This is a genomic window from Glaciecola siphonariae, from assembly GCF_042652645.1.
GTDB lineage: Bacteria > Pseudomonadota > Gammaproteobacteria > Enterobacterales > Alteromonadaceae > Glaciecola > Glaciecola siphonariae.
This window is the reverse complement of record NZ_JBHSGU010000001.1, coordinates 190,295-205,740: the sequence shown is the minus strand read 5'-3', so window position 1 is coordinate 205,740 and position 15,446 is coordinate 190,295. Positions and strand designations below refer to the sequence as shown.

Sequence of the window (15,446 nt, the reverse complement as noted above, 5' to 3'; positions counted from 1 at the left end):
GATTGTTAGTTGGATGATTTATAAGTAATGCCCTTACTCAATCCAATTTACCGCTGCGCAAATCGCTGCTCAAGGTAAGCAATGATTTGAGACGATTCGTAAAGCCATTTTGTGCCCTCTGCGCTTTCTATCCTAAGGCAGGGAGTTTGAATTTTACCGCCGCCCAGCAGCAGTTCTTCGCGGTATGGCGAGCCTTCCGATACGCTGCGCTTGGCAATTGGTAAGTTCATTTTATACATTGCCCGACGCGTTTTGATGCAAAATGGGCAGGCAAAAAATTGATATAGCGTGAGCGCCTTTACCGCTTCTTCAGCCTCTTTTTGTGCTTGCGGCTGGCGCGTTAACTTCGAGCCGCGAGTCAGCACGTCAAGCAAAGCAATCAGGGCACCAAGTAGGTTGCGCACAAGGCGCACAATTAAATGGAAAATAGGGCGAAAAATATTGCTTAAAACAAGGCGAAAACTAGCACGCATGATATTCGTTGATTCACTGAAAAATATGACGGCGCGCATTGTATCTGTTTATTCATTTAAACGACAGATATAACAGGCGCGGAGTCGTCCCAATAACGCTTTGCTTGGCGTTTTTAGCACCATCGGATGTGACAATTGAGATTAGTACTTACTGTTAATTATTTGCGCGGCTGCTTGTCCACAGCTTAGCTTAAATAGCCGCGGCAGTATCCCTTCATAAACATGCGTATACGGTTTAATACCCCGATAACCCCAAGATTGCTTTACTCTTGAGCTCGTAAATTCACCATGTTTTCGGAGAAATATTTTGTCTTCTATGCTCCAGCCCGTTGAAGGAAAGTTCAGACTCGTAACCCGCAGCGATTTTGATGGTTTAGTATGTGCGGTACTGCTTAAAGAAATTGGCCTGATTGACGACATCAAGTTTGTGCATCCTAAAGACATGCAAGATGGCACAATTGAAATTACACCAAACGACATTACAACAAACTTACCCTACGTGCCCGGGTGTCACATTGCCTTTGATCATCACGCCAGCGAGATGACAAGAAGAGGCGACAAGGGAAAATCTAACCATATTATCGACCCGCAAGCGCCATCGGCCGCCCGAGTTGTGTATGATTACTACGGCGGCAGAAGCATCTTCCCGAATGCCTGGGACGATATGATGGAAGCGGTAGACAAGGCAGATTCTGCTCAATTTTCTAAAGAAGAGATCCTAAATCCAGAAGGTTGGGTCCTACTAAATTATCTGATGGATAGCAGAACCGGTTTAGGGCGATTTAGAGATTTTAGAATTTCGAATTACCAGTTGATGATGGCGCTCATTGATTATTGCCGTAATCACACGATTGACGAAATCATTGCTCTGCCAGATGTGCAAGAGCGCGTAGAGATGTACAACGAGCATGCCGACAAATTTAAGCAACAGCTGCTCGACTGTGCAACGGTACACAACAACTTAGTCGTGTTAAATCTTCAAAATGAAGAAACCATATATGCCGGAAATCGCTTTATGATTTACGCACTTTATCCACAATGTAATATTTCAATTCACCAGATGTGGGGCTTTCAGAAACAAAACACCGTATTTGCTATTGGCAAGTCGATACTAGACAGAAGTTCAAATACCAATGTAGGTGAGTTGTGCTTGCGTTATGGCGGTGGCGGACATCATGCCGCAGGTACGTGTCAGGTTGATAACGATACTGCAGAGACTGTTAAAGCTGAGCTTGTTAAGTCAATTACTCAAGACGGATAGTTGACGGCAAATTCATCGGGGATTGAGAGAGTAAATGGGCGCACTTATATCTAACTTTGTTGGTGTGGTGCACCCATTTGAATATGGCTTTGCGGCTTAGTTCGTTTTCTCAATCTCTGAGTGCGATTTCAGCACTTCATCACCGTCATCTTGTTCGATTAAATAGGCTGGGTCTTCGTCACTTGCATCGCGGGTCACCTCGCTTCCTTTGAGGGTTTTAGTCACCTTACTTGTGAATTTTTCACGAATCTTACCGGTAGCCTCACCGTTCGCCCATTTCCATTTTACTTCGGTATTTACTGCATAGTTTTTCATATTTTGTCCTTATTTTGAGAAGCATATTCGCACTTCACCTGATCATCAATCATCGTTAAAAAGCGAAATTTGTGCCAAACTCAAAAGCTGATAAGCTTATGATTTATTGGTTTTTTATTTAATTAGTGAATCGCCATTTCCATAAAATGTGAAACGCTTACACAATGGTTGAGTAATTTTGAAGTAAAGTCAGACTAGCTTACTCTAGAGTATGAGAATTCGATCGGGCTTCTGACAATACTCAAGCCACGGTATACTGTGAACGTGATTGATAACGAATGTAAAAGCGACGGCTGAGTAAGTAAGCTCGCTTGGGAAGCGCTAGACAGGTTTTTGAACGCAGTGTATGTGACGCAGTGTGTATCAAATGAAAGCATGATGATGGAGAGCACGACAGAAGAGATGACCGAGAGCATGACGGAGAATATGACAGAGGGCACGCGCAGTGAACGACATATCTAAACCACCAGTTACGTACTTAATATTTTTAATATGCGTATTGCTACTAACAGCCTGCGCGAGTCAGAACCCTTCGTCTCCTGTGCTTAATTACGAAAAGGCCGACAAAGACTATCTGGCGCTCAAGCAAACGATTGTTAATCGAGTAGCAGATAGCACTACCTTCGACCGCATTTGGCTAACGTATTCGCTTAGCTCTTTTTATAATCCTACAGACGATTTAGAGCCATCGACCAAGCTATTGACTGAGACTTACATTTCTGAGGGCAATTATGCCGCGTGCATCGAGGCTGCCCAAAGATTGCTTGAGGTAAATTACACTTCATTAACTGGGCATTTTGCTATGGCCGAATGCAGCCGGCTGATGGGTGATGCACGCCAATCTGATTTTCATACTTGGGTGCTAGATAATCTTATTGAAGCGATATGGCGTACAGGTGATGGGCGAGCGCCGGGCACAGCGTTTTTGATTAACTCTACCCACGATTTATATGCGTTTATTCAACTGCATCAGCTTGTGGCTGTAGGGCAAGACCTAGTGTATGAGCAAGGCATGCCGGTTCAAAAAATTTTAGTGCAAACACCTGAGAATATGCGTTCTTCTACGTGGTACTTTAACGCGACGCCACAGTTTAGGCGCAGCTTTTTGGATAAGGCAGAGTTAAAGAATTAGCCTTAGCGCTTGCGTGCAGGTTTATATTGCGTCGCGCAGTAGCCGCGAGACACATCAGGACTGCGTAATTTGATATGCTTGGTTTTACGTCCAGACACGCGGGCACGCCAGTTATTAAACGTTTTGCGATTAATGCTCGCTCTCATAAGTTCTATCACCTGAGGCTCACTTAAACCATACAAGCGTTCAATTGCCTCAAAGGGGGTGCGGTCTTCCCACGCCATTTCGATTACTCTTGATTTATCGGCATCATCTAATTTGTACTTGTTTGCCATCTCGTCTCGAAGGTTCCTGCTTTGTACCATTGCAATACCGATTACTACGAAGCTACCACGATTCAGATTACTTCTATGACGGCGCGTTTTGATGTGCGCGCTTATTTTACTTCAATGTAGTACTGCAAGGTCCGGTAGGTATCTACATCTGGGAAGCCCTTTGTGGCAGGAGGAATGCTGTCCCAATGATTTTTGGGAAACATCGATTCGTTCGTTAATTTAATTAGGGTTGCCTCGTCGGTGGGTGGCTCAGGTAGGCTAACAATGCTTGGAAATATTCCGCCATCGCCCTCTCTGCGTATACCCCAATGGATCATGCCGTTTGCATCTACCGAAAAGGTGGCGTCTTCTTTCGTATGCACATCGGTTTGAATGGCGAGCGCAAGGCCGCGATGCTTACCCGGCGATTCGAACCCCAGTAAAAATCCGTAGCGCTTATTTGCTTTTAAGGTAATTTCGTCGTCGCCAGTTAAATCAAATCGGATGTATCGAAGGTGCCCTTCTTGCTCACCATAAGGCTCGCCTGCGCGATGTTCATAAACATACTGCGTTGTGTGAGGTATATCAGGAAAAGTACCGCCTGTGACGCGTTTAAAGGGCGTGTACTTAGCGCCTTCTATATAATCATCGGCCCGATTAAACTGATGATCAAAACCATGTAGTGCGCGGTCTCCTTTACGTGTGCCGGCATCGTTAATTGTTAAGCGTTCGCCGTCTATTTCATCAACTTCAAAAAACTGCAAATACATCAGCGAGCCGGGCGTGCCAGACATAATAGCGTTGTTGCCACGACTCGTGCGCAGCACAATGGCGTCGATAACGATATCTTTGCCCGGGGGTACGTTAAATACTTGGCCTAAGTCACGGTTGCGCTGAAAATAACCAAAACCGTTGCTGCTTTGCTTACCTTTCCATTTCAGCGTGTCTGCGGTTTCATTGCGCACACTGGTATTGCCACCAATTACGTCATCATCGTTTTCTACGTGAAGATATAAGCCGCTCACCACCTTATTTGGTTCAACCGTGTAATCTTTGCCTAGGTCCCTAATAATAAGATCCGCATGCGCCTGAAAACAAAGCAAGGCACCTAGCAGCGCTACAGGTAAACTTAACCAACATAAGCGATTGGTTTTTGTACGGATATTCAACTGATAACGCCTCATAGTGCCCTCAATATTGTTTAAAAGTTGTATCGCTAAAATTGATAGCGAATACCCACCCTTGCCTCTGCATCATCTTTAATAAAGCCAACGGCGTCTTGATAGTTTTTACCCAGAGCATTTTCAACATTAAGCGTTAGCATAGTATGGTCATTTAAGTCATAACTTGCACTCACACCTACCGTGGCATATCCACCGAGTACTACATAGCCTGTTGGTATAGCGCTGTCTAAAAAGTCATCTCTAAAATCAACAAAAATACTGGTGGTAAGCGCTTCATAGTTAATATCAAGCTGGAGATTGCCGCTTACATTTGGGCGTTTACGCAAAGTAACGCCCTGCTCAGCATCAATGTCTAAATAGCGCACATTGCCGCTAAAGCGCAAGAAGCGATTGATGTTTGCCTGTAAATCAAATTCTAAACCGGAGGTGTCAACGCTATTGCGGTTTACGTTGGTGAATAACTCGGCATCAAAATCGACTAAATCCTCAAACTGATTAGCAAAATACACAATCGCAAACGACAAATCTTTGCTGATGGCGCTCTTAAATCCGACTTCAAAGTTGTCACTGCGCTCTGGTTGAAGTTCGCTATTGCCAACCAAAGGATGCGCCAACGCAAAAAAGCTTGGCAATTTATAGCCTTGATTAAACACTGCGAAAACTTGAGTATCGTCGTTTATGTCGAGCGAGGCGCCAAGCCTGAATGATGTTTCATTGTCAAAATCATCAGGTGAGTCGTAGCGTACGCTTCCCTCAACGGTTACATTTGAGAAACTATGCTGGGCTTCAACAAAAGCCGACTGCGTGTCTTGTGAAAAGTCGTAATCTACCGGCAGCGGAAAGCCAAAATCTAAAAAGCCTCTGTTTTTGCCGTCTTGTTGTCTTAAGTTAGCCCCTAATACCAGCAAGGTGTCGCGTTGCACTTGCCAATCTACATACGCGTCTAGTTCTGCACGTTCATATTCTGAGGTGATATCGCTGGCAGGGATGCCAGAAAATACGCCATCTGCGATGCCGGGGTGCTCAGATGTTTCTTCTCGATTTACCCACGATACATTGCCATGAAGCTCAAGCGTATTGCTTAACTCCCAATTACCAGAGGCACTGATTAACCATTGTTCGGAGTCGCGCTCTTCGGCCGTTTGCGGGAGTGCAAAAAGTTCGCCGCCTGAATCTTCTGCAAAGCCTTTAACATCGCTGTTGTTATAGGTAACAAGCGCGCTGTACGAGGCGCGTTTTTGGTCAATTGAGAGCTTGGCAAGGCCTTGGTGGCTATTTACTTGTTCAAACGCCGACACTTTTTTGTTTTGGGTCGATACCGAACCGAGCAGGGATATATTGCTCGCAAGCGCCGTTGAGCCAGTGGCGCTGGCGTTAAGCTGTTCGTCTGTGCCCACTTCTAAACTTAACGTGGGCGACGTGTCTTTGCGTGTGATGATGTTGATGACGCCGCTAATGGCTTCACCGCCGTAAATGGTATTTATGCCGCCGCGATAGACTTCCACGCGCTCAATGGCAGACGGGTTGACCTGATTAAAGTCAAAGCCGCCGCCGCGACTGTTAGTCGAGTCATTCACGGCAACGCCATCAATCAGTACCAACGTAAAGTTAAACTCACCGCCGCGCACCGAGACATACGAGAAGCCGCCGGCGTTGCCATTCTCAGCAATATCTAAATGTGGAACGCGGCGCAGTAAATCGATAGTGGAGGCAGGATTAATTTGTTCGATTTCAGCGCGAGTGATTACCGACAGCGCGCCAACGGGTTCGTCAGACAAGCGTGTGCCAGTGACTTTAATTTCTTCAATATCTTGCGCATATGCCGCTTGTGATAAAAGACTGGTACTTAAAAAAGAGGTGGCGACTAAGGTCGCGATAACTGAAAACTTAACGTTCATCAATGATCCTTGGAAGATGAAAAAACTCATTAATTCAGCTTACATGTTGTGTGAAAGCTATTTACAAATTCAGACAGGAACTTAACAATCCCGTTTATGACAATCAGTTATGATTTTTAGTTTCCGCACATATAAATTTATATACGCTTATTAATTGCTCGAAGTCATTGTACACACCAATTGTATGCATCTATTCAGCAGAAGTCGTAAAACGTTTCTCATTAATGAGTTTGAGTAACTCACTGGCGGCAACAGCATCTGACATCGCGCGGTGATGGCGCTGCATACCAATGTCAAAATGTCGCGTTAGATTAGCTAAAGAGTATGAGGGCAAGCCTTTGTAATATCGACGCATTTGCTGCACAGTGCAAAGTTTTGGGCGTCGCCAGAAACGCTCTATTCGTGAAAACTCTTCTTTAATAAAGCCATAGTCAAAATTCACATTATGCGCCACAAAGATACAGCCTTCGGTGAAGGCATCTATTTGCTCGGCAAGCTCTGCAAAAATAGGCGCGTCTTGCACCATGGTATCGTCAATGCCGGTAAGTGCCGTTATGTTTGCTGGAATTCGGCGCTGAGGATTAATGAGGCTTTGCCAGCGGTCAATAATTTCACCGCAGCGCATTTTTACCATGCCTATTTCGGTGATTTTATGTTGCGCTGCCCGTCCGCCAGTAGTTTCAATGTCTACCACAACATAGGTTTGGTTCGGATCAATAATAAAATCGACGGTTGTTATGCGCACATCAAAGCCGCTGTCGCGTAGTGACTTGATGCACGCAAGCTGATTTCGCCTGAGTACATCGCCTTCGCTTTTAATTTCTTCAAAATGCAGCTTGCCTTGTTCTAGCACCATGATATCAGGAAAGCCGTCGTGACAGCTTTGCCAGTCTTTTGCCATTCTCAGCAGCTGCGTTTTAATACCGCTCATAGGCGCAGTCTTTACAAAAACCCCTAAAAGCTCAAGTAAGTTACTGCGCCAATGAAAAATACCTTGGCCCTTGCCATAGTATCGGGCGGCTTGTTTGCTCAATAGCTGCATGAGTGCATCGGCGCTATTAAACTGCGCAAGCTTATCGTTGATGGCTTGTTCGGCAGATTCAAAAAAAGTGTTTTGTTTAAGGCACGTGGGCATAAAATCAAACTGAGTTGCGAGGCCTAGCCCGGGTATTTCAAATAGCTCCTGCCAAAACACCAAACCGAACAGACTGCGCCAGAGCACGTTTTCAGTGCGAAAGGCCTGTTTTTTTTGCGGGTGCTCATTTTGCTGCTGCTCGTTTTGTTGGTGCATTTTTTGTTGATGCGTATTCTGTTGCTGATAATGCGCCACCACGCCACGCTCTACGCTCCCTTTATAAATTTCATCGAGATACAGGTGCTGATTACCTTCGCGCAGCATGTCAGTAAGTACGCTAGTGCGCTTTTGCTTAAATTTACGCGCTAAAAAGTCTTCAGCAAAATGCAGCAGGCCGTCTGAAAGGGGATTGTCGATAATCGCTTCTAGTTGGCTCTTTACAGCGCTTGTGTGACCTGCTTTGTAAGCCTCTCTGCACCACTTTTCTTGGGCAAGCGGGGAGTCAGTTTTAAGCAGTAAATCTAATGCGTGCTGTGTATCAAATTCTAAGAGTGCTTTTGCTAGCTCAAACACAATATTGTTGTATTTATCTTGCGCCTGAATGCCTTGTACTTCTGGAATATTTAGCAGCAGTTCACGAATGCTGTCTTCATTGCCAAGTGGATGCCGGCGCACTTTTGATAAGTATTTGCTGAGTAAAAAGCTGCTCAGAGCGGCTTCTTTGCAATCAAAACGAGACTGCATTTGAGCACGCTCCTCTCGGGTGTTCATAATGCCTAAATCGCGCAGCGAAAACTGATTAAGACGAGACTTGGTGTTGCCAAAGTAAAGAAACAAAAAATAGTCGATGATGGGATCGGTTAGCCGTATTACATAATCAAGCCTTGCCTCACACTTCAGTAAAGACTGAGCCGAAATAGAAGAACAAGCATCAAACAACACCGATTTTGCAGCGCTTTTGTTAACCGTGGGCGCGTTTGCATCTGCACAGCACTGATACACCTCAAAAAGCTCATCTTTTGTTAAGCAGGCGAGCCAGTCATCCATGTCTTGCGCCTGTGGGTGAGCCAACCAACCCCGCTGAATGAGTTGTTCAATGAGTGACTTGATATTAGGCAGCTCTGCAAAGCGTAATGAGCTTATTTTTACCGCAGTATGTTTGCGGTTTATACAGCGAACCAAGGCACATTGCTCGTCTTTACTGGCGTTGTGGAAGGCGCGTAAAAACTCAGTATGCTGGGAGTGAAGCAGGTCTGCGCAGGGCCCCTCAACAAAGCTTAAAAACTCATGAAAGTGCGTCAAATAGTAGTAGGTTGGAAGCTGTCGCATAGGATTAATGTCTGTTTAGTGAAGTGTGCAATGTGCAGAGTGAAGAGCGTCGTGCTGTTTGCGTTGCATTCGTCGCGCAAGCGTCAGGGCAAAGATTGTTACTATCACTTAAAGCTCACCTCATTTTCTATGTGTGAGAGTCTACAAAACAACTGGTTAAAAATACAGGTAAAAATTAAGACTGGCTTAGCTAACTTGTTACTACGCTTTGACAGCTCAGATGCCAATATTGCGATACGTACTTTCAATCAATGCTGTTTGTTTAATGAGTGAATCTGGTGAGGGGGGATGTGTTCATTTAAAAGTCGCTTTTCGCCATCCTGGCCGCTCAGACGTGCACATCCATGTGCACGTACGCTTTTAAATGAACACATCCCCCCTCACTTTGACAATTCACGCATCAAACGAACAGCATTCTGTATTCCATGGAGACGCTAACAAAAGACCTAGAAGAGCCAACATTAAAAATTGGTAAGAATTAAATCAAATGATTTAATCTTTTGATTTAATTTGCTAGTATCCTGCCGTAATTAGATTGCGATGAGTGTTTATACCCATGAAATTCACACAATACTTGCCTGTTTCAGGCTTATTTTTTTGCTTAGTGCTCGCCGGATGCAGTGAACAGGTTGAATACGAACCCATAGTCAAAACAGTGCTGGCGAGTAATGTTCAGCCGGCAAGCGATCTTGAAAAACGTACCTTGTCGGGTGTGCTGCATCCAGTAGATGAGAGCGTGCTGAGTTTTGAAATTCCGGGCGTGATACAAACGGTCAACGTTAATTTAGGAGACCGATTTGAGGCGGGGCAGGTCTTGGCAACTATCGACAAAAAGCTATTTGATTTAGCCGTGCGTCAGCGCGAGGGCCAACTTTCCGAGGCCCAAGCGCGTCTCACCGAGGCTGAACTTGACTACACGCGAAAAGCGCAGTTGGTAAGCCAAGGTGCGGTATCACAAGCCGAAGTAGATATTGCTAAAGCACGCTATCAATCTTTGTTAGACCAAGTCGAAATTGCGCAAACGCAAGTGGCCATTGCGTATGAAGATTTGGCAGATACCAAACTCGTCGCTCCGTATGAGGGTAGCGTGGCTATTCGCCACGTTGAACCTTCGCAGCAAATATCGCCCTCTTCTCCCATTTTTACGATCCAAGGCTCTGATGCCCTTGAGGTCTCGGTGTTGGTGCCTGAATCGATGATATCGCAAATCCAAACCGGCGATGAAGTGGCGGTAGACGTGATTATTAATCGCAAGCGCCAGTCTTTAAGAGGAAAGGTGTTTGAACGCGGCAATCAGGCCCAACGGGCGAATGCATTTCCGGTGACCATTTCACTTGATGCGCAATCAGCCCAAAGCGCCAAACAAAGCGGTGCCCTGCAATCTGGCATGTCGGCGGAGGTCACATTTACAGGGCGAGCGGGTAATGTCCCAAGCAATAGCATTCGAGCGCCGCTTTCAAGTGTGGCAGCAGACAATCAAAATACCCATTTTGTGATGGCATTAGAGCGAGCGCCTGCACCGAATGAGTCGCTTGCAACGGTTAGAAAAGTTGCGGTGACTGTGCATGAGTTTTCATCTGAATACGCTATTTTTACGCCCTCCCAAGAGCTAACAAGCATTGTTAGAACCGGTGTAGATTTTGTGCGTGACGGTCAGCAGGTACGCATAGCTGATGAATATCCGCGTACCATTAACCAATAGAGGTTGGGAAGATGAATATTTCAGCCTTAAGCCTTACATATAACCGTTTATTAATGGCGGTGGTGCTATCACTCATGTTGTTTGGCGCTTATAGCTACTTTAATTTGCCCGCACAAGAAGACCCGAAGGTCACGGTGCGCGAGGCGGTGGTCACCACCACTCTTGAAGGTTTTCCGGCCCAACGTGTTGAGCTACTTATTACTAAAACCCTAGAAGAAGCCATTCAAAATCTGCCCGAGGTTAAAGAGATTCGCTCAATTTCCTTGGTGGGCCAGTCGATCATTCATGTGCAAATTGAGGACCGTTTTAACGAGCTTGACCAAATTTGGGACGATATGCGTCAAGAAATTGATTTGGTCGTTAATCAGCTGCCGCAAGGCACCAGCGCGGTGCGGGTAAACGATAACTTTGGTGATGTAGCGGTGATTACTGTAGCGCTTCTGGCAGATGAGGGCATATCGTGGGGCGACCGGTTTGATGTTGCCCAGCATATTCGCGATTTTCTGTTTACCGTACCGGGTGCAAAGCGTGTTGATATTCTAGGCATACAGCCCGAGCAGGTCGTCATTGAGGTAGCTAATGCTAAATTGGCACAGCTTGGTGTTGCGCCTAACTTGATTATTCAGGCACTTCAGCAGCAAAACATCATTCGCCCTGGCGGCACTATTGACGCTAACGGCACCAATTTAACGCTGCAACCTACCGGTAATTATCAGTCGATAGAAGATATTGCTAATACCTTAATCTCGGTGCCCGGATTAGAGCAGTCTATTCAGCTAAAAGATATTGCTGAGGTAAACAGGCGAGCTATCGACCCTCCCGTGCGCACTGCATACTACAAAGGTGAGCCTGCGGTTATTTTTGCGATTGCAAAAGATGAAGAAACCGATGTATTGAGCTTTACGCCTAAAGTAGAGCAGGTTATCGAACAACTGCAAGCGTCTATTCCTGCTGGGTTTAGACTGCAGTCGGTAACTCGGCAGGCCGATGTGGTTGAGGCGGCTGTTGAAGGGGTGAGCGCCAACGTTATACAAACGCTGAGTATTGTTTCAGCAGTGGTTATTTTGTTTTTGGGTTTGCGCACGGGCGTTATTGTTGGCTCTATTGTGCCGTCAGTTATTTTGATCACCATTTCGGTCATGGCCTTTTCGGGCATGGCGCTAGAGCGTATGTCACTGGCAACCTTGATTATCGCCCTAGGTGTTTTAGTTGATAACGGTATTGTGGTTGCGGAGGACTTTAAGCGTCGATTAGAAGAGGGCGAGTCGCGCCGTGATGCAGTGGTTCAGTGCGGTAAAACCCTAGCCATTCCTTTACTTACCTCTTCTTTAACCACGATTTTAGTGTTTTTACCCTTGATGCTAGCTGAGAGCGCTTCGGGCGAATACACCCGCTCGGTGTCGCTGGTGATTTTAATTTCGCTATTGGTCTCATGGTTTTTATCACTCTCGGTTACGCCTTTGTTGTGCTACCACTTTGTGAAAATTAAAACCGAAGAACAGCAAGGCCGAGTGCGCAAAAAAATTAATGCGATATTCGATAAACTCAATCCTAGTTACGAGGTGGCGCTTAGGGTGGTGCTCAAACACCGCGCGTTGTTCATTGTGGGCATGGTTTGTTTGTTTTTCTTGGGCGGCTTTGGCATGACGCAGGTGCCGGTTAAATTCTTCCCAAGTTCTGACAGGTCACAAGTGCTGATTTATATGGATTTGCCTGCCGGTAGTTCCATGCGCGAAACTGACGAAGTGATGCGCCAGGTCATGAATGACCTTGAGGATAAAACACGCTTTGAGCATATTGAGCAGCATGTGGCCTATGGCGGCTTTGGCGGCCCTCGCTTTGTGTTGTCGCTCACGCCTATTGATACTGAGCCTCACAAGGCATTTTTTATGATAGACGTAGGCGACAGAGAGAACACTGACCCAACCATAGAGAGCCTGCGAGCGATGTTTGCCGAGCAGTACCCGCACGTTGCGGCACGCGTGACAAAGATGTTTTTAGGACCGTCGGATTCCAGTAAAATTGACGTGCAAATTAAGGGCCCCGACGCTGAGTTTATTTTTGCCAAAGCGCAGCAAATAGAAGCGATATTGCGAGGGCTCGACGGTACTTACGACATTCGTAATGACTGGGAAAACCGCGTTACCGAAATTAAAATTAACGTGAATCAGCAGCAGGCAAGACGCGCTGGCGTGAGCTCACAAGATATTGCGCAGTCCTTACAAAGTTATTTTAGTGGCCTAGTGGTGACTGAATATCGAGAGGGCGACGATATTCTACCGGTGATTATTCGCGCTCCGGCTAGCGAGCGCTTTGACTTAAACCGCTTAGAAACTGTGACCGTGTTTTCATCGGGTTTAGAGCGCAACATTCCGCTTATGCAGGTAGCCACCTTACAATACGACACCGGCTTTGCCCGTATCGCACGTGAAAATATGTTTCGTACCGTCACGGTTGAAGCAAAAAATGCCATGATGAATGCAGAAGATATGGTGCCCTTAATGGAAGGACCGCTCAACGAATTGCGTGAGTCACTTCCCTTTGGATATACCATAGAGTACGACGGCGTAATTGAGGACTCTAAAAACTCGCAGGCATCACTGAACAAAAACCTGCCGATGTGTATCGCGATAATTCTGCTACTGCTAATTGCTCAGTTTAAATCGTTTAGGCGCACGGCGATTATCATAACCACCATCCCACTTATTATTATTGGTGCCGCTTTGGGCTTGCTAGTGCTGCAGGGCGACTTTGGTTTTATGGTAATACTCGGCCTTTATGCATTGGCAGGTATTATTATTAACAATGCCATTGTACTGATAGACCGCATTGATATTGAGATTAACGACCTTGAAGAGAACAGCAGCGGTCAAGCACAGTTTGACGCTATGGTGAGCGCTTGCGTGCGTCGCCTGCGCCCTATTATTATGTCGACCAGCACAACGATATTAGGCTTAATGCCCCTTATCATAAGTCAAGACCCACTGTTTTATGCGATGGCCGGCGCGATAGCATTTGGCTTGGCCATTGGTACGGTGCTGACCTTAGGCGTGGTGCCGGTTTTGTATGCGCTATTTTTTGGTATTCGCTCTGAGCAAAATCAAAGCGGTGATGAAAACAAGCCTTCATCAAAAGTGCAAACGCAAGCTGCACAAAGTCAAAGCAAGGCGTAGGAAAGATTATGATTGCCTCAAGACAAATAGATGATGATATTCGCAACAGCCCAACGGCCATTGCGCTCATTGAAGCCGGTATAGACCAGTTTGGTTTGTATGGGCAGAAGGCTACTACGCGCAATGTGGTTGAGCAGGCCAAGGCGAATATCGCCGCTATTCCATACTACTTTAGAAACAAAAACGGGTTGTACCGCGCATGTATGCACTACATTGTAGACGAGATATGGGTTGAGCTTGGTAAACAGTTAAGCAGCTCTCACTTGCTTATTGAAGCGCTAGATGAGGCTTTACTTTGCGATGCCGCGGTAGATTCGAATAAGCCTGCTATAGACTCGAATGCAGCAGACTCGACGGCAAACGAATCGCCAGTAGCCGGGTTATCAGTAAGTGGCTCATCAGCAAGCGGCTCATCGGTAAACGAAACCGCCCAATCTGGGCAAGATAACAACACGCTTAAAGAGCAGTCTCTGCAGGCCTATCTGAATATTATGGACACCTTTTGCGTATTTTTTTTAAAAGACCCTGATACCCAGCGATGGGCACAGTTTATTATGCGCGAACATGCTACTCCCACCGAGGCCTACGAAATTTTTTACGAGCGCTACTATCGGCATGCTCAGCGCATTAAGGTGAAGCTACTGGCCTGTATTTTGGGTGGCAGCGAAGATGATGATGGTATTAAGATACTGTCGCACGCTCTGTTTGGGCAGGTCTTAGGATTTTTGATTGCGCGGGAGTCGTTACTGCGTGGCTTAGGTGTGAAAGACCTCTCGGGTGAGGCGGTGCAGCTCATACGCGATGTCGTTAAGCAAAATGTATTGGCCAGTGTGAATATGCATCGCTAGTAGCCGTAATAATAAATAAAATTTATTTTGTCAGGTTTTGCGTTTACCCATCGACTAGGTAGGTAAATCAATCAAAAAAGAGTAAAACCTATGACCCCTACGACAACAGTGACCGCTCATTCAAGCACGTGTAACTCAACATCCATATTTGGCCAGTGGCTAACAAACGCTTGGACTTTATTTAAACAAGCGCCTTTTACGCTAATTGTTTTAGTCATCGCAAGCATGATCATTTCAGGTGTGTTTCAAGCCATTCCCGGCGCTTTAGGCATATTGGTATCTAAGTATGTTGGCGCCATGCTGATATTTGTAATGTGGCCAATGCTTGATCAAATTAAGCGCACTAAGCGCCTATCGTTTAAAAACTTAGGCCATTATTCAGGCTGGAAATACATGCCAATCATGGCATTGCTGTTTATGTTGCCGTTTGCTGTGAACGTGCTAACAGCAAGCATGATCTTGGGTGATTCGGCGATGGACCTAATGTTTAACGGCAACATCGCCAATGTTAGCGCAACGCAAATGGGCTTAATATTTGCGTCTGGTGCGATACCCTTGGTGCTGTTAAGCTTTGTAGCACCGCTTATTATGTTGGGCAATCAGACTATGGTTGACGCGACTTGTAAGGGACTGCAAATGTTTGCGAAGGCGCATAAACCGATGCTGATTGTGCTAGCAATCCAAATGCTGAGCTTGTTTTTTGCGCCGCATACCTTTGCACTTAGTGCGCTGTTAGTTGCTCCGCTAATGTTATGCCTCAATTATCAAGCGTTTCACTATCTACGGGCCGAAAAATAGGACC

Annotated in this window: 12 protein-coding genes; 6 read left to right on the top strand and 6 right to left on the bottom strand. The window is 45.9% G+C overall.

Annotated elements, in window-relative coordinates:
- Nucleotides 1-47: 47 nt before the first annotated feature.
- A complete protein-coding gene (locus ACFO4O_RS00980; protein ID WP_382405373.1) occupies nt 48-473 on the bottom strand; it encodes a glutathione S-transferase N-terminal domain-containing protein in 426 nt (141 codons plus the stop codon).
- A gap of 316 nt (nt 474-789) precedes the next feature.
- Between ACFO4O_RS00980 and ACFO4O_RS00975 the strand changes: the two genes are divergently transcribed.
- Nucleotides 790-1,734, top strand: a complete 945-nt coding sequence (locus tag ACFO4O_RS00975) for an exopolyphosphatase (RefSeq protein ID WP_382405486.1) — start codon at nt 790-792, stop codon at nt 1,732-1,734.
- Nucleotides 1,735-1,830: 96 nt separating this feature from the next.
- Here the strand turns inward: ACFO4O_RS00975 and ACFO4O_RS00970 are convergent, their stop codons facing one another.
- Entirely contained in the window at nt 1,831-2,049 is a 219-nt protein-coding gene (locus ACFO4O_RS00970) for a hypervirulence associated TUDOR domain-containing protein (RefSeq protein WP_382405372.1), read from the bottom strand.
- 445 nt (nt 2,050-2,494) lie between these two features.
- Here ACFO4O_RS00970 and ACFO4O_RS00965 point away from each other — a divergent pair, with 445 nt between their 5' ends.
- Complete coding sequence (locus ACFO4O_RS00965; protein ID WP_382405371.1) at nt 2,495-3,181, top strand: DUF4919 domain-containing protein; 687 nt, start codon at nt 2,495-2,497, stop codon at nt 3,179-3,181.
- 2 nt (nt 3,182-3,183) lie between these two features.
- Here the strand turns inward: ACFO4O_RS00965 and ACFO4O_RS00960 are convergent, their stop codons facing one another.
- The 4 genes from ACFO4O_RS00960 to ACFO4O_RS00945 all read right to left on the bottom strand — a co-directional run bounded on the left by ACFO4O_RS00960 (nt 3,184) and on the right by ACFO4O_RS00945 (nt 8,921).
- A complete protein-coding gene (locus ACFO4O_RS00960; protein ID WP_382405369.1) occupies nt 3,184-3,456 on the bottom strand; it encodes a TIGR03643 family protein in 273 nt (90 codons plus the stop codon).
- Between the two features lie 101 nt (nt 3,457-3,557).
- The gene (locus tag ACFO4O_RS00955; RefSeq protein WP_382405368.1) at nt 3,558-4,604 is read right to left on the bottom strand and encodes a hypothetical protein; all 1,047 of its coding nucleotides are present in this window, start codon (nt 4,602-4,604) and stop codon (nt 3,558-3,560) included.
- Nucleotides 4,605-4,651: 47 nt separating this feature from the next.
- Nucleotides 4,652-6,517 carry a TonB-dependent receptor plug domain-containing protein gene (locus tag ACFO4O_RS00950; protein WP_382405366.1) on the bottom strand — a complete coding sequence of 622 codons (1,866 nt, stop codon included), beginning with the start codon at nt 6,515-6,517 and terminating at the stop codon, nt 4,652-4,654.
- A gap of 190 nt (nt 6,518-6,707) precedes the next feature.
- Nucleotides 6,708-8,921, bottom strand: coding sequence for an exonuclease domain-containing protein (locus ACFO4O_RS00945; protein WP_382405365.1), 2,214 nt, complete (start codon nt 8,919-8,921; stop codon nt 6,708-6,710).
- A 556-nt stretch (nt 8,922-9,477) separates the two neighbouring features.
- Here ACFO4O_RS00945 and ACFO4O_RS00940 point away from each other — a divergent pair.
- From ACFO4O_RS00940 to ACFO4O_RS00925, 4 genes are all read left to right on the top strand, one after another.
- Nucleotides 9,478-10,623, top strand: coding sequence for an efflux RND transporter periplasmic adaptor subunit (locus ACFO4O_RS00940; RefSeq protein WP_382405363.1), 1,146 nt, complete (start codon nt 9,478-9,480; stop codon nt 10,621-10,623).
- Nucleotides 10,624-10,634: 11 nt separating this feature from the next.
- Nucleotides 10,635-13,796 (top strand): efflux RND transporter permease subunit, encoded by a 3,162-nt coding sequence (locus ACFO4O_RS00935; RefSeq protein WP_382405362.1) that lies wholly within the window; start codon nt 10,635-10,637, stop codon nt 13,794-13,796.
- Between the two features lie 8 nt (nt 13,797-13,804).
- Entirely contained in the window at nt 13,805-14,644 is an 840-nt protein-coding gene (locus ACFO4O_RS00930) for a CerR family C-terminal domain-containing protein (protein ID WP_382405361.1), read from the top strand.
- Nucleotides 14,645-14,734: 90 nt separating this feature from the next.
- Complete coding sequence (locus ACFO4O_RS00925; protein ID WP_382405359.1) at nt 14,735-15,442, top strand: hypothetical protein; 708 nt, start codon at nt 14,735-14,737, stop codon at nt 15,440-15,442.
- The last annotated feature ends 4 nt before the right edge of the window (nt 15,443-15,446 follow it).

Coding starts and splice junctions, on each gene's coding strand:
- ACFO4O_RS00980 (WP_382405373.1), bottom strand. CDS start 473: ATGCGTGCTAGTTTTCGCCTTGTTTTAAGCAATATTTTTCGCCCTATT.
- ACFO4O_RS00975 (WP_382405486.1), top strand. CDS start 790: ATGCTCCAGCCCGTTGAAGGAAAGTTCAGACTCGTAACCCGCAGCGAT.
- ACFO4O_RS00970 (WP_382405372.1), bottom strand. CDS start 2,049: ATGAAAAACTATGCAGTAAATACCGAAGTAAAATGGAAATGGGCGAAC.
- ACFO4O_RS00960 (WP_382405369.1), bottom strand. CDS start 3,456: ATGGCAAACAAGTACAAATTAGATGATGCCGATAAATCAAGAGTAATC.
- ACFO4O_RS00950 (WP_382405366.1), bottom strand. CDS start 6,517: ATGAACGTTAAGTTTTCAGTTATCGCGACCTTAGTCGCCACCTCTTTT.
- ACFO4O_RS00945 (WP_382405365.1), bottom strand. CDS start 8,921: ATGCGACAGCTTCCAACCTACTACTATTTGACGCACTTTCATGAGTTT.
- ACFO4O_RS00940 (WP_382405363.1), top strand. CDS start 9,478: ATGAAATTCACACAATACTTGCCTGTTTCAGGCTTATTTTTTTGCTTA.
- ACFO4O_RS00935 (WP_382405362.1), top strand. CDS start 10,635: ATGAATATTTCAGCCTTAAGCCTTACATATAACCGTTTATTAATGGCG.
- ACFO4O_RS00930 (WP_382405361.1), top strand. CDS start 13,805: ATGATTGCCTCAAGACAAATAGATGATGATATTCGCAACAGCCCAACG.
- ACFO4O_RS00925 (WP_382405359.1), top strand. CDS start 14,735: ATGACCCCTACGACAACAGTGACCGCTCATTCAAGCACGTGTAACTCA.